Here is a 13,447-nt window from a genome sequence, read left to right on the forward strand (position 1 = left end):
TATTTGTAAATCAGCAAGTTATTTCCGTTTGGCGCTCATCTGACGGAACTGCATCATCAGTTTCGATAAACCACATTTGTGTCTGAAAGCGAATCTCGACTACTGTGAGTTCACGCCACGCCGCGTGTCAGTTCACAACAACGACTACGTCGAGTTACGCATGTCTCTGATCCTTGAAAATATTGACCTCGAGGTTGGGCGCGAGACCCATGTCGAGGGAGTTGATCTCGAGTTGGCTCCGGGCTCGTTCAATGTGTTGCTGGGTCGCACACTGTCCGGGAAAACGACGTTGATGCGTCTCATGGCGGGGCTGGATGTACCGACCCGCGGGCGTATCCTGATGGATGGTCGAGATGTGACCGGCGTATCGGTACGCCGCCGCAACATATCCATGGTCTATCAGCAGTTCATCAATTACCCGGGATTGAGTGTCTACGAGAACATTGCGTCGCCGCTACGCCTGGCCAACGTTCAATCACACGAAATTGATCGCCGTGTTCGCGAAACGGCCGAAATGTTGCATATCGAACATCTCCTTGACCGCTATCCTCTGGAACTGTCCGGAGGGCAGCAGCAGCGTACCGCCATGGGGCGTGCGTTGGTCAAGGATGCCGATGTCATCCTGTTCGACGAGCCTCTGGTCAACCTGGATTACAAACTTCGGGAAGAGTTTCGCGAGGAACTCCGGGCACTGTTCAGCGAACGACACTGTATTGCCGTCTACGCGACCACGGAGCCCGCCGAAGCCCTGGCATTGGGCGGGAATACTGCTGTGCTTCACGAGGGGCGGCTACTGCAGTATGGCCGTACCGAGGATGTTTACCATCGGCCACGGGATATCCGTAGCGCTGAAATGTTTTCCGAGCCACCGATGAATGTCATCGACGGCATCGTGTCGGGTAGCGAAGTCACCTTTGACCACCATTTGCACTTTCCGCTCGATGACGCCTTCCGCAACCTGCCCCCGGGTGACTATCGCTTTGGAGTCCGGGCGTCTCATATTTCACTGACACCGCAAGCGGAAAGCGACATTCGACTCGAAATGACGGTCGATCTCGCCGAGATCAGTGGGTCGGAAACATTTCTGCACGCGCACAACGATTGGTTCGAAGTGACGGTGCATCTGGCGGGTGTGCACGAGTTCAGCGTCGATGAAGCGGTATCGCTGTATTTCCCCACGCACAGAATGTATGCCTTCGACCGGCAGGGTGGCGTGGTGCATATACCCACTCACCTGGGAGGTGTGTGAGATGGCGGAAATCACTCTCAAGTCCTTGGCTCATTCTTATCTGCAAACCCCCGACGGCGACCAGGATTATGCCATTCGCGAGATGGATCATGTCTGGCATCAAGGTGGTGCCTATGCATTGCTGGGGCCTTCCGGGTGCGGAAAGTCGACGTTGCTGAATATCATCTCCGGTTTGCTGGAACCGTCGCGCGGTGATGTGTTGTTCGATGGCGAGGTGGTCAATGCACTGCCGCCGGAACAACGCAACATCGCGCAGGTTTTCCAGTTTCCGGTGGTCTACGACACCATGACGGTCTACGACAATCTGGCTTTCCCGCTGCGTAACGTGGGGACCTCGGAAGAACGTGTCCGTGAACGGGTCAGTGAAGTCGCCGATGTCCTGGAGCTGAGTGGGCAACTCAAGCGCAAGGCCAAGAACCTCACTGCCGACGAAAAACAGAAAGTCTCGATGGGGCGCGGACTGGTGCGCGATGATGTGTCGGCCATTCTGTTCGATGAGCCCCTGACCGTCATCGATCCTCAACTCAAGTGGAAGTTGCGCCGCAAACTCAAGGAGATCCACCAGCGTTTCGGCATCACCATGATCTATGTCACTCACGACCAACTCGAAGCCTCGACGTTCGCCGACAAGATCGCCGTGATGTATGAAGGTCAGGTGGTTCAGTTCGGTACTCCCCGGGAACTGTTCGAGCAACCTGGACACACCTTTGTCGGCTACTTCATCGGTAGCCCGGGAATGAATTTCCTGGATGTGCATGTCAGTGACGGTACGCTCTATAGCGGACGGACGGCGCTACCGTCAAGCAGCGACCGGTTGCTGGAGCGTGTCGCCAACTGCCGTTCCGATAACGTCAAGATCGGCATACGGCCGGAATTCATCGAGGTGAGTGCGGTGCCCGGCGGGGGAAGCGTCGAGGTGGACGTGGACGATGTTCAGGATCTGGGAACTTACTCGATACTTTCACTGCGGCTGGGTGAATGGCCACTGAAAGCGCGTGTGGAAGAGGGCGGTGTCACGCCACACGACAAAGCATACATTGGCTTTCCAGAACGCTGGGTGGGTCTGTACGTCGATGACTATCGGGTGGAGATGGATCATGAATAACAAGGTACGTGACAACCGGGCCTGGTGGTTGATACTGCCGATGCTGTTGCTGGTGTCTTTCTCGGCGATCATCCCGTTGATGACGGTCGTCAATTATTCGGTACAGGACGTGTTTGACGCGAATACACGGTTTTTCACGGGCACGGAATGGTTCGAGGTAATGCTCAATGATCCGGCATTGCAGGTTGCCTTGTTACGTCAGTTCGCATTTTCACTGACCGTGCTGGCAATCGAGGTGCCGTTGGGCATCGGTATTGCCTTGCTGATGCCCAAGCGAGGCTGGCAAGCCTCGGCGGTACTGATACTGGTGACCTTGCCCTTGCTGATTCCCTGGAATGTGGTCGGCAGTATCTGGCAGATTTTTACTCGCGGCGACATTGGGCTGATGGGGTGGAGTCTTCGTGAACTCGGCTATTCATACAACATCACATCCAGCCCCGTGGATGCCTGGGCAACGATCGTCATCATGGATGTCTGGCACTGGACGCCGTTGATTGCACTGCTGTGCTATAGCGGCCTGCGTTCGATCCCGGAAGCCTACTATCAGGCGGCGCGCATCGATCGCGCCTCCACGTGGTCGATATTCCGTTATATCCAACTGCCCAAACTCACCAATGTCCTGGTGATCGGCGTGCTGTTGCGCTTCATGCACTCGTTCATGATCTATGCCGAGCCGTTCGTGCTGACCGGGGGTGGGCCGGGGAATTCGACGACGTTCCTGAGTCAGTCGCTGACCACCATGGCCATCGGCCAGCAGGACCTGGGCCCATCGGCCGCCTTTTCGCTGATCTATTTCCTGATCATTCTGCTGGTCTGCTGGGTGTTCTACACCGCGATCATGAATATGCAGAAAGACAATAACAATCCGGAGGCTTGAGAGATGACGGACTCTATGCCCGCGACTCCCGAGGAGGTACGTCGGCGAGCGGCTGCCACCGATCGACAGCGCCGTCGGCAGGCACGTCCTGTCTCTCGACAGTGGCGTCGACGGGGACTGATGGCGCTCTATATCGTCTTCGTGCTGTTGCCGATCTACTGGCTGCTCAACATGTCGTTTCAATCCAATACCGAGATATTGGGCGGTCTGACACTGTGGCCGGAAAATTTCACGGTGGAGCATTATACCAAGATATTCACCGAAGCCAGTTGGTACATGGGCTATGTGAATTCGCTCGGTTATGTGCTGATGAACATGCTGATCAGTATCGTCGTGGCGCTGCCGGCCGCTTATGCCTTCAGTCGCTACCAGTTCATTGGCGACAAGCATCTGTTCTTCTGGCTCTTGACCAACCTGATGGCGCCTCCGGCGGTGTTCTTGCTGCCGTATTTCCAGCTTTACTACACGGTGGGTCTGTTCGACACGCACTTTGCCGTGGCACTGGCACACTGCCTGTTCAACATTCCTCTGGCGGTTTGGATACTCGAAGGGTTCATGAGTGGCGTGCCCAAGGAAATCGATGAAACCGCGTTCATTGATGGGTATAGCTTCCCGCGCTTTTTCATCAAGATCTTCATTCCAATGATCAGTTCGGGCATCGGTGTGACGCTGTTCTTCCTGTTCATGTTCTCGTGGGTCGAGTTACTGCTGGCAAGTACTCTCACGGCCACCGAGGCACAGCCGATCGCTTCCGTCATGACGCAAACCAAGGGAGCGTCCGGCATCGATTGGGGGGCGTTGGCGGCGGCCGGGGTGCTGACCATTCTGCCCGGCATCGTCGTTGTCTACTTCGTTCGTCATCACATCGCCAAGGGCTTCGCCCTGGGCCGGACTTGAGGAGGACATGCCATGCAATGGATGGTCTGGACGTTACCCACTACCATTTTTTTCTGCACGATTGCCGCTCTGCTGGCAGGCATGACCGTCTGGGAAATTGCGTCGCCGACGGTGGAGCGCAAGGGATTCCTGCCCATTTCGACGACACGTGGTGATCGTTTCTTCATCGGGCTGCTGTCTGCTGCCTATATCCACTTGGGGGTGGTTGGCTTCACCTCCTTCAGTCTCTGGTTGGCGCTTGGCGCATCGGCACTCTGGTTGCTGGTATTGCTGCGCTGGGGCTGATCGTGATCCATGGAGCGAATCGTTCACGGATGAACCCCACTCAAAAGAGGTCATTATGAAACCGACAACAACGCGACTCTCTCTATTGACGGCTTGCGTGATGCTGGCAAGCGGCTCTTTGCACGCCGAGGAACAGGATGCTCGTGCCGTTGCCGAGCGGCTGGTCGATGAGCATTTCCAGAGTTCCACACTGTCCCGCGAGGAACAGATCGAGGAACTGATGTGGTTCGCGGAGGCTGCCGAACCTTTCCGTGACATGGAAATCAACACTGTCGCCGAAGGGCTGACAACGCATATTTATGAGCGTGACGTGCTGGCCGAGGCGTTCGAGGAGCTTACCGGTATCGAGGTCACTCACAACATCATCGGTGAGGGTGATGTGGTGAACAACCTGCAGACCCAGATGCAGTCCGGGCGCAATATCTATGACGGCTATGTCAACGATACCGATGCCATCGGTACGCATATTCGTTACGGCACGACTATCAACCTCTCCGAGGCCATGGAAAACGAGTGGTCGGATTATACGCTGCCGACCCTGGACCTTGATGATTTCATCGGTATCCAGTATGGAACCGGCCCGGACGGCAGCATCTACCAGTTGCCGACTCAGCAATTCGCCAACCTTTACTGGTTTCGCTACGACTGGTTCCAGCGCGAGGATCTGCAGGAGCAGTTCCGGGACATTTATGGCTACGAGCTGGGCGTACCGACCAACTGGACAGCCTACGAGGACATTGCCGAGTTCTTTACCGACCACGTTGGTGAGATCGATGGTGAAACTGTCTACGGCCACATGGACTATGGTCGTCGCGACCCGTCCCTGGGCTGGCGTTTCCACGACTCGTGGCTTTCCATGGCCGGTATGGGCAGCCCCGGCGTCCCCTTCGGCAATCCTGTCGACGACTGGGGCATTCGGGTCAATGAAGAGAGCCAGCCGGTGGGAGCCAGTGTGAGCCGTGGTGGTGCCACCAATTCGCCGGCATCGGTATTTGCAGTGACCAAGATGGTCGACTGGCTGGAGCAATATGCGCCACCTGAAGCCAGTGGCATGACATTCGGTGAGGCTGGACCAGTCCCTGCACAGGGCAACATCGCTCAGCAAATGTTCTGGTACACGACCTTCACGGCTGATATGACCGATCCTGAACTGCCGATCAACAATGAAGACGGTACCCCGAAGTGGCGTATGGCGCCGTCACCGACCGGCCCCTATTGGGAAGAGGGCATGAAGGTGGGGTATCAGGATGTGGGAGCCTGGACCTTCTTCGACTCCACGCCGGAAGATCGGCGCACGGCGGCCTGGTTGTTTGCCCAGTTCACCGTCTCCAAGAGCGTGTCGCTCGAAAAACTGATGGCCGGACTGACGCCGATCCGCGAGTCGGACATCTTCTCCGAGCAGATGAGTGATATGGCACCACAGTTGGGCGGTTTGGTCGAGTTCTATCGCAGCCCCAACGAGTCCAACTGGACGCCGTCGAGTACCAATGTTCCCGACTATCCGCGTATGGCGCCATTGTGGTGGCAGAACCTGGCACCAGCGGTCAATGGTGAGATCGAGCCTCAGGAAGCGCTGGACAATCTGGCGGGGGATCTCGATAACATCATGCGGCGACTGGGTAGGGCCGGCGTATTCGCGACTTACTCGCCGGTGCTCAACGACGAGCGCGATCCCGGCTACTGGCTGGAGCAGGACGGCGCGCCCAAGGCCAAGCTCGATGACGAGATGCCGCAGGGTACTACCGTGCCTTATGACGAAATGATGGAAGACTGGATGGCTGCCGGTACGCGCTGATCGATGACGGACAGGCCGGCAAGGCCTGTCCGCGGTGAGCGGAGAACCGGAACGCGGCTATCTCGACGAGTTCTCCGTGTCGCCGACGGCTCAAGTAGTAAAGAGCCCGACATTACAGTGACCGGTTGCCCGAACGGGATCACGGCCCCGCCCGGCGCACGCCGAGGGGGGGCTTTGTCTGAATAAGGCCCTGCTATGCCACTTCCTCCGAACAACATCCGCCAACTGGCGGAGCGTGATTTCGATGTCCTGGTCGTTGGTGGTGGCATCAATGGTGCGTCAGCGGCTGCCGCATTGAGTGGCAAAGGCGCCAGCGTCGCATTGATCGATCGCGGTGATTTCGCCAGCAGTACCAGCATGCATTCATCGAACCTGGTCTGGGGCGGTATCAAGTACATGGAGAGTCATGATTTCGCTCTGGTACGGAAACTTTGCAGGAGTCGCAATCACCTGATCAAAAGTTACCCTTCCACGGTGCAGGAAATCCGCTTTCTGACTACCATCACGCAAGGGTTTCGCTACCATCCACGCTATTTGTGGCTGGGAACGTGGCTCTACTGGTTGATCGGTAACGCGTTCACGCGCATCCCTCATTATTTGACGGCCAAGGAGATCAGTCGGCGCGAGTCGATCATCGATACGTCCCGAGCGGTGGGGGGCTTTGAATATTCCGATGCGTATCTGCATGACAATGACGCCCGTTTCGTCTTCAATTTCGTGCGCAGTGCCCTGGATTTCGGTGCGGTGTCCGCCAACTATGTGGAATCGCTGGGGGCCGAGCATAATGCAGAGGGCTGGGTGACTCGAGTGCGTGACCGGATCGGCGGTGACACCTTCGACATTCATTCTCGCGTAGTGATCAATGCAACCGGCCCCTGGGTCGATCGCCTCAACCGGCTATCCGCACAACCTACCGAGTACCAGCACGTTTTCTCCAAGGGCATTCATCTGATCGTGCCACGGCTTACCGACAGCCAGCGGGTACTGGCCTTCTTTGCCGATGACGGTCGCTTGTTCTTCGTCATTCCGATGGGGCCGCGCACCTGCATCGGGACGACCGATACCCGTGTGGATGACCCCGATGTCGGAGTCACTCGGGAGGACATCCAGTTCGTGCTGGATAACATCAACAAACGGCTGTGCCTTGATACTCCCTTGTGTGAGAGCGATATCATAGCTACCCGTTGTGGTGTCAGGCCGTTGGCGGTCAAGGCAAGCAGCACCGACGATCGTGATTTCCTGCAGTTGTCGCGTAAGCATGTCATCGATGTCGATCGTCAGCGCCGCCATCTGAGCATATTCGGAGGCAAGTTGACCGATTGCCTGAACGTGGGCGAAGAAGTCGTCGATGAAGTGCAACGACTGGGTATCGAGATACCGTATGCTGGTTATTGCTGGTACGGAGAGCCGCCGACATCGGTCAAAGAGACTTTCATGCATCAGGCACGTCTGATGGGGCTGGATGAACGGGCCGACGATCATGCGACCGAACCCTTGAGTCTGCGCCTGTGGCGGCGCTATGGAGCGGCTGCCATGGAGATGCTCGAAGATATCCGTCAGGACCCTCGCCAGGGCGACGTATTGATAGCGGGCACCGAGTATCTGCGTTGTGAATTGCGCCAGGCTCAGCGTCGCGAGATGGTAACCCGGCTGGAGGATTTCTTGCGTCGACGCTCGAAGATCTCGCTGGTGGTGCCGGAGGAAACCATCCGCGATTCACCCGGCTTGCGGGAGGCGTGTGACATTCTCTTTGGCGATGAGGCCGAGGTACGGTTACGGGAATATCTCGATAGCGGAGAAGTGGGGTAAACTGCGCGGCGCCGGGAGATGGCAAGTCGCGACGTCATCTCGTGCCCGGCCCGACGCTGTTCATTCGCCGCTAAGGGAGATTCTTCCATGAGTGATTCCGCCGCCCCGGAGGAGGCGCCTACCGACTCTGTACCACGCACTGTGTTGATCGGTGCACAGATGCTTTTCGTCGCCTTCGGGGCGTTGGTACTGGTTCCTCTGTTGACCGGGCTGGACCCTAATGTCGCACTGTTTACTGCGGGGGTGGGAACGCTGATCTTTCACCTGGTGACTGGCCGTTGCATACCGGTATTCCTGGCGTCTTCGTTTGCCTTTATTGCTCCGATTCAGGGCTCGGTCAGCAATTTCGGCATACCCGCGACGCTTGGCGGCCTCATGGCGGCAGGATTGGTCTATGTCGCTATCTCCCAGTTCGTGCGCGTGAAAGGAACCGTCTGGCTACACCGACTGTTGCCACCAGTCGTGGTTGGGCCGGTGATCATGGTCATCGGTCTCGCATTGGCGCCAGTGGCGGTTGACATGGCAATCGGCGAGACCAGTGACCATATCGCTTACGGCCAGGCCCTGACGCTGTCCATGGTCAGCTTGCTGGTGACATTGGTACTGGCCGTATTCGCTCGAGGACTGCTGCGCCTGGTACCGATCCTCGGCGGGATTGCTGTAGGCTACCTGCTGGCGCTTGCCATGGGAGTGGTCGAATTGTCGCCGATCCATCAGGCGGCCTGGTTGGCGCTGCCGTCGTTCACGCCACCGAGCTTTCATTGGGCGGCGATCCTGTTCATGGTTCCCGTGGCGATAGCGCCTGCCGTCGAGCATATCGGCGATATGGTGGCTATTGGCTCGGTCACTCGCCGGAACTACCTTGATTCCCCGGGATTGCACCGGACACTGCTAGGCGATGGTCTGGCGACTTCGACGGCCGCCCTGTTCGGTGGGCCGCCCAATACGACGTATTCCGAAGTGACAGGGGCCGTCACGTTGACTCGTGCATTCAACCCACGAATCATGCTGGTGACAGCATGCCTGGCCATCGTGCTGGCTTTCGTCGCCAAGCTGGGAGCCGTTCTGCAATCGATTCCAGGGCCGGTGATGGGTGGCATCATGACGCTGCTCTTCGGCTCGATCGCCGTGGTAGGCATGAATACACTGGTTCGCGCCGGCAACCCCCTGACAGCGCCACGCAATCTGGTCGTCGTGTCCTTGATTCTGGTGTTCGGCATCGGTGGTATGCAGGTCGGGAATGGTCAATTTACGCTTCAGGGAGTCAGTCTCGCGGCCCTGGTGGGTATTATACTCAATGCCTTGTTGCCACCGGCCAAGGAGTGATGCTCACTGTCAACCGTGATGCTTGGCGCTGCCGCCGTCGGAGAACGATGGCGGTGTATTGGCACTGACGATGACGCACTCGCGATCGCCGACGTTACGGAATCGGTGCGGTATACGCGAGTCGAAGTAGTAGGCATCGCCAGCGCCGAGTTGCTGAACCTCGTCACCCACCGTGAGTTCAATGACGCCCGTGACAATGACTCCGCCTTCTTCTCCCTCGTGCTCCAGCATGGTTTCACCGGTATCGGATCCCGGCGGGTAGCGCTCGTGGAGGATGGACATGCTACGGTCCGGTCGTCGAGCACCGATCAGGCGCCACGACAGCTGACCGTCACCGATGTCGGTCAACTCGTCAGCGCGATAAAATACTTTCGTCTCATGCGTCGGCTCCCCGGCAAAGAATTCGCTGATGGAAACCGGCAAGGCATCGAGAATCTTCTTCAGCGAACTCACCGAGGGACTGACGCTATTCTGCTCGATCAATGAAATGGTGCTGTTGGTGACGTTGGCACGTTTGGCCAGTTCACGTTGTGACAGGTCATGCCGTATGCGAAGTGTCTTGAGGCGACCTCCGACATCGAATCCACTCATGATGGGTCCTTGTTCAAGATCCTTGACGACATCATACCGTCCGTTGGGTCCTCACCGAAATATGCGTGTCTCATTCCTCCGCCAGTGGTCCGCTGTTTTCACGCACCGAGGGCGAGAACGTAGTCGGAGACTTTGGTCGTGCTCTGATTCAAGCCGCTGTCTGCATACCCTCACCTTGAGGTAATCTGTCATCTATCCATTCCGTAATGCCGGGGACTCGTCAATGCAGATCGAATCGTTATCCGGCCTTATCCTTGCCGGAGGGCAAGGGCGGCGCATGGGAGGGCGTGACAAGGGCCTGGAACCCTTTGCTGGCCGCTCATTGATTGAACACGCTTGTCGTCCGTTGCAGGGACGGGTCAGAGAATTGCTAATCAATGCCAACCGTCATCTCGAGGCTTACCGACGGTATGGAGATCGTGTCATTGAAGATCGCGAAGGTGGGTATCAAGGGCCGTTGATGGGGATCTGGAGTGGGCTGTGTGCGACGGATGACGAATGGCTTGTCATCGTGCCATGTGATAGCCCCGACCTTCCCGATGACCTGGTTGACAGGCTCTGGACGGGGAAAGGCGAGCATGATATCGCCGTGGCTCACGATGGTGACAGGGCTCATCCCGTAGTCGCGATCATCCGCGTGGCGCTTGCCGAGGATCTTGAAGCGGCCCTGGTCGCCGGCGAACGCAAGATTGATCGTTGGTACGATCGTCACTCATGGTGTCATGTGGACTTCAGCGATTGTCCATCGGCCTTTGCCAATCTCAATTCCGACGATGACAAAGCATACCTCGAGGCGAGATGGGCTTCCCAGGCCCCCTGAGATCGGATCGGTCGAAATTATGACGTTAACACTGGATCAGGAAAACTTGCCGCTATTGGGCATCGCCGCCTGGAGTGGCACCGGAAAAACGACGCTGCTGGAACGGTTATTGCCCGTGCTGCGTGAACGGGGGATGCATGTTGCCGTCATCAAGCACGCGCATCATCAGTTCGATGTCGATCAGCCGGGTAAGGATAGTCATCGTTTGCGGCAAGCGGGAGCAGCGCCGATGCTGGTCGCGTCACGGACTCGGTTTGCCTTGATGATGGAAACGCCGGACCAGGACGAACCGGACTTGCTGTCGCTGATCAATCAGGTGCGCTCACTACGGCCCGACCTGGTGTTGATCGAAGGCTTTAAATCATGGCCGGTGCCCAAGCTGGAACTCCATCGCGTGTCGCTCGGCAAGGACATGCTGGCGATGTCCGACACCTGGGTCCGAGCCGTTGCCTGTGATGCGGTCGTGCCGGTACCTGCCGGTGTCGAATTGTTGGATCTCGACGATCTCGACGCCATCGCGAGTTGGGTCATGGCATGGCCGAGTCGTTGGTCATCGGTACGTACTCCGAGAGCGGGGAACAACGAGCCGGACGAACCTCGGGGGGCCGGGTCATGAGTCTGTCCTGTTTCGATCTAGGCGAACGAATGTTGAGCGTAGATGAAGCCCTGTCGGCCTTGCAGGATTTCGTGCCAGGCCCGTTGGCGATGGAAACCTTGCCGTTGAGTTCGCTGCTCGACCGTGTCCTTGCCGAGGATGTGACCTCGACCATCGATGTGCCCCAACGGACGAATGCGGCCATGGATGGCATTGCGTTGGCATGGACTGAGCGGCTTTCCGATCATGCCATGTGGCGTCTCGCGGGGCATGTATTGGCTGGATACCAACATGACCGGCCTGTCGTTGCCGGGGAGGCCGTGGCCATTACGACCGGTGCGCCGATGCCGGCGGGTACCGATACTGTCATCATGAATGAGCAACTTGATGAAAGCCGGGATGGCGATGGTGTCGTCTGGATGAGCGTATCGCAGCCGGAGACGGTCAAGCGTGGTCAACATGTTCGTCAGGCCGGCGAGGACATCGGGCGTGGTGACCTGGCTTTCACGGCAGGAACCCGGATAAAGCCGCAACATCTTGGGTTCCTGGCGTCGCTGGGTGTGGCTGAGGCCAGCGTGTATCGTCGCCCGCAAGTAACGATCTTTTCTACGGGTGACGAAGTCAACTCGCCGGGAGAGCCACTGCCTGAAGCGGGGATTTATGATGCCAACCGCTTCTCGTTACTGGGGCTGCTGACACGCTTGGGGTGTGACGTTGATGATGCCGGGATTCTGCCCGATCGTCGCGATGCTATTCGTGCCACACTACAGGAAGCGGCGGCACGCTCCGATGCCGTCATCACCAGCGGTGGTGTCTCGGTGGGACAGGCTGACTGGATCAAGGCGGCGCTCAATGACTTTGGTGAGTTGGGGTTCTGGCGTATCGCACTACGTCCCGGTCGTCCGCTCGCTTTTGGCCTGCTTGGCGAGCAGCGGGTTCCGTTTTTCGGGTTACCCGGCAATCCGGTGGCGGTAATGGTGACATTCCTGCAATTCGTTCAGCCTGCGTTGCGACGACTGCAGGGAGAGTTCCACTGGGCACCTCGACGGCTCACGGCCAGCGCAGAATCGTCGTTACGCAGCCGGCGTGGGCGGGTCGACTATGTGCGTGGTATCTACCGTAGTGACGATGAGGGACGGTTATGGGTCAGAAGCACTGGTCAGCAAGGATCAGGCATTCTATCGTCGATGGTGTCAGCCAATTGCCTGATCGAGATCAGCGCAGAGCTGGAGTCGATTGCCGCCGGTGATCGAGTGCTTGTGCAACCCTTTCACGAACTATTATGAGTGGGTCGGATAACATGAATCTCAGTCATATGAATGCCCGTGGCGAGGCCCACATGGTGGATGTGGCCGATAAGGAAGAGAGCCGTCGCGAGGCTGTGGCCAGCGGGTATGTCCAGATGCAATCCGAGACGCTGGAGCTGCTGGTCGAGGGGGGGCTGCCCAAGGGTGATGTCTTGGCCACTGCCCGGATTGCCGGTATTCAAGCGGCCAAGCGGACGCATGAATTGATACCGCTCTGCCATGCTTTGCCACTGTCCAAGGTGGAAATCGAGTTTCGAGTCGATGAGGCGGCATCGCAAGTCGATGTAACGGCTCGGTGTCGTCTCAATGGCCGGACCGGGGTGGAAATGGAAGCACTGACTGCGGTTTCCGTTGCCTGCCTGACGCTTTATGACATGTGCAAGGCAGTCGACAAGGGTATGGTCATTGGTGCTATACGCCTTGATGCCAAGACAGGGGGAGCATCGGGGGATTTCAAACGACAACCCGGTGAAACACCTATCGTGACGGCCTCATGCAGTGATGGAGAAGTGGGTATGCCACCGCGTCGTGCATCGCCCGGTCTACGTGTCAAATGCCTTGCAGAGCTGCGTGAACGGATGGGTGTCAGTGAATTGGACGTTGAGTTCACCGAACTGGAACATACCAATATCGCGGGGCTGAAGCAGGCGCTGCGTCAGCGGGATTCGCGGTTTTCCCTGTTGCAAGGGCAGCGTGTTCTCTGTGCCGTCAATCAGGTCATGGGCAGTGACGATACCCCCTTGAGTGACGGTGACGAGGTAGCTTTCTTTCCTCCGGTTACGGGAGGATGA

Annotated in this window: 13 protein-coding genes; 12 read left to right on the forward strand and 1 reads right to left on the reverse strand. The window is 57.7% G+C overall.

All coding sequences use genetic code 11. From position 1 onward, the window contains the following. Positions 1–160: 160 nt before the first annotated feature. From FVV99_RS09475 to FVV99_RS09510, 8 genes are all read left to right on the forward strand, one after another. A complete protein-coding gene (locus FVV99_RS09475; protein ID WP_148253839.1) occupies positions 161–1,249 on the forward strand; it encodes an ABC transporter ATP-binding protein in 1,089 nt (362 codons plus the stop codon). A 1-nt stretch (position 1,250) separates the two neighbouring features. Beyond that, a complete protein-coding gene (locus FVV99_RS09480) occupies positions 1,251–2,354 on the forward strand; it encodes an ABC transporter ATP-binding protein (protein ID WP_148253840.1) in 1,104 nt (367 codons plus the stop codon). Beyond that, positions 2,347–3,231 carry a carbohydrate ABC transporter permease gene (locus tag FVV99_RS09485; RefSeq protein ID WP_148253841.1) on the forward strand — a complete coding sequence of 295 codons (885 nt, stop codon included), beginning with the start codon at positions 2,347–2,349 and terminating at the stop codon, positions 3,229–3,231. The genes FVV99_RS09480 and FVV99_RS09485 overlap by 8 nt, the downstream gene beginning before the upstream one ends. 3 nt (positions 3,232–3,234) lie before the next feature. Next, positions 3,235–4,128, forward strand: coding sequence for a carbohydrate ABC transporter permease (locus FVV99_RS09490; protein ID WP_148253842.1), 894 nt, complete (start codon positions 3,235–3,237; stop codon positions 4,126–4,128). 12 nt (positions 4,129–4,140) lie between these two features. Then, complete coding sequence (locus tag FVV99_RS09495) at positions 4,141–4,413, forward strand: DUF2160 domain-containing protein (protein ID WP_148253843.1); 273 nt, start codon at positions 4,141–4,143, stop codon at positions 4,411–4,413. Positions 4,414–4,468: 55 nt separating this feature from the next. Then, on the forward strand, positions 4,469–6,208 hold the full coding sequence (locus FVV99_RS09500; RefSeq protein WP_148253844.1) for an ABC transporter substrate-binding protein: 1,740 nt from the start codon (positions 4,469–4,471) through the stop codon (positions 6,206–6,208). A gap of 195 nt (positions 6,209–6,403) precedes the next feature. Continuing rightward, a complete protein-coding gene (locus tag FVV99_RS09505; protein ID WP_148253845.1) occupies positions 6,404–8,017 on the forward strand; it encodes a glycerol-3-phosphate dehydrogenase/oxidase in 1,614 nt (537 codons plus the stop codon). A gap of 87 nt (positions 8,018–8,104) precedes the next feature. Further along, on the forward strand, positions 8,105–9,343 hold the full coding sequence (locus tag FVV99_RS09510) for a uracil-xanthine permease family protein (protein WP_148253846.1): 1,239 nt from the start codon (positions 8,105–8,107) through the stop codon (positions 9,341–9,343). A 9-nt stretch (positions 9,344–9,352) separates the two neighbouring features. Here FVV99_RS09510 and FVV99_RS09515 read toward each other — a convergent pair whose 3' ends face one another. Then, on the reverse strand, positions 9,353–9,934 hold the full coding sequence (locus FVV99_RS09515; protein ID WP_148253847.1) for a cupin domain-containing protein: 582 nt from the start codon (positions 9,932–9,934) through the stop codon (positions 9,353–9,355). Between the two features lie 223 nt (positions 9,935–10,157). Between FVV99_RS09515 and mobA the strand changes: the two genes are divergently transcribed. Genes mobA through moaC form a run of 4 tightly spaced genes read left to right on the forward strand, consistent with a single transcriptional unit; the run spans position 10,158 to position 13,447 of the window. Next, positions 10,158–10,754 carry a molybdenum cofactor guanylyltransferase MobA gene (mobA, locus tag FVV99_RS09520; protein WP_148253848.1) on the forward strand — a complete coding sequence of 199 codons (597 nt, stop codon included), beginning with the start codon at positions 10,158–10,160 and terminating at the stop codon, positions 10,752–10,754. Between the two features lie 19 nt (positions 10,755–10,773). Beyond that, entirely contained in the window at positions 10,774–11,370 is a 597-nt protein-coding gene (gene mobB, locus FVV99_RS09525) for a molybdopterin-guanine dinucleotide biosynthesis protein B (RefSeq protein ID WP_148253849.1), read from the forward strand. Continuing rightward, positions 11,367–12,635, forward strand: a complete 1,269-nt coding sequence (gene moeA, locus FVV99_RS09530) for a molybdopterin molybdotransferase MoeA (protein ID WP_148253850.1) — start codon at positions 11,367–11,369, stop codon at positions 12,633–12,635. The genes mobB and moeA overlap by 4 nt, the downstream gene beginning before the upstream one ends. 14 nt (positions 12,636–12,649) lie before the next feature. Next, positions 12,650–13,447 carry a cyclic pyranopterin monophosphate synthase MoaC gene (moaC, locus tag FVV99_RS09535; RefSeq protein WP_148253851.1) on the forward strand — a complete coding sequence of 266 codons (798 nt, stop codon included), beginning with the start codon at positions 12,650–12,652 and terminating at the stop codon, positions 13,445–13,447.

The sequence above is a fragment of the Aidingimonas lacisalsi genome (genome assembly GCF_008079445.1).
Lineage (GTDB): Bacteria > Pseudomonadota > Gammaproteobacteria > Pseudomonadales > Halomonadaceae > Aidingimonas > Aidingimonas lacisalsi.

Bases quoted from the DNA above. Each gene is read 5' to 3' on its own strand.
- mobB (WP_148253849.1), top strand. From the start codon at position 10,774: ATGACGTTAACACTGGATCAGGAAAACTTGCCGCTATTGGGCATCGCC.
- FVV99_RS09495 (WP_148253843.1), top strand. From the start codon at position 4,141: ATGCAATGGATGGTCTGGACGTTACCCACTACCATTTTTTTCTGCACG.
- moeA (WP_148253850.1), top strand. From the start codon at position 11,367: ATGAGTCTGTCCTGTTTCGATCTAGGCGAACGAATGTTGAGCGTAGAT.
- FVV99_RS09500 (WP_148253844.1), top strand. From the start codon at position 4,469: ATGAAACCGACAACAACGCGACTCTCTCTATTGACGGCTTGCGTGATG.
- FVV99_RS09490 (WP_148253842.1), top strand. From the start codon at position 3,235: ATGACGGACTCTATGCCCGCGACTCCCGAGGAGGTACGTCGGCGAGCG.
- FVV99_RS09475 (WP_148253839.1), top strand. From the start codon at position 161: ATGTCTCTGATCCTTGAAAATATTGACCTCGAGGTTGGGCGCGAGACC.
- FVV99_RS09480 (WP_148253840.1), top strand. From the start codon at position 1,251: ATGGCGGAAATCACTCTCAAGTCCTTGGCTCATTCTTATCTGCAAACC.
- moaC (WP_148253851.1), top strand. From the start codon at position 12,650: ATGAATCTCAGTCATATGAATGCCCGTGGCGAGGCCCACATGGTGGAT.
- mobA (WP_148253848.1), top strand. From the start codon at position 10,158: ATGCAGATCGAATCGTTATCCGGCCTTATCCTTGCCGGAGGGCAAGGG.
- FVV99_RS09505 (WP_148253845.1), top strand. From the start codon at position 6,404: ATGCCACTTCCTCCGAACAACATCCGCCAACTGGCGGAGCGTGATTTC.
- FVV99_RS09515 (WP_148253847.1), bottom strand. From the start codon at position 9,934: ATGAGTGGATTCGATGTCGGAGGTCGCCTCAAGACACTTCGCATACGG.
- FVV99_RS09485 (WP_148253841.1), top strand. From the start codon at position 2,347: ATGAATAACAAGGTACGTGACAACCGGGCCTGGTGGTTGATACTGCCG.
- FVV99_RS09510 (WP_148253846.1), top strand. From the start codon at position 8,105: ATGAGTGATTCCGCCGCCCCGGAGGAGGCGCCTACCGACTCTGTACCA.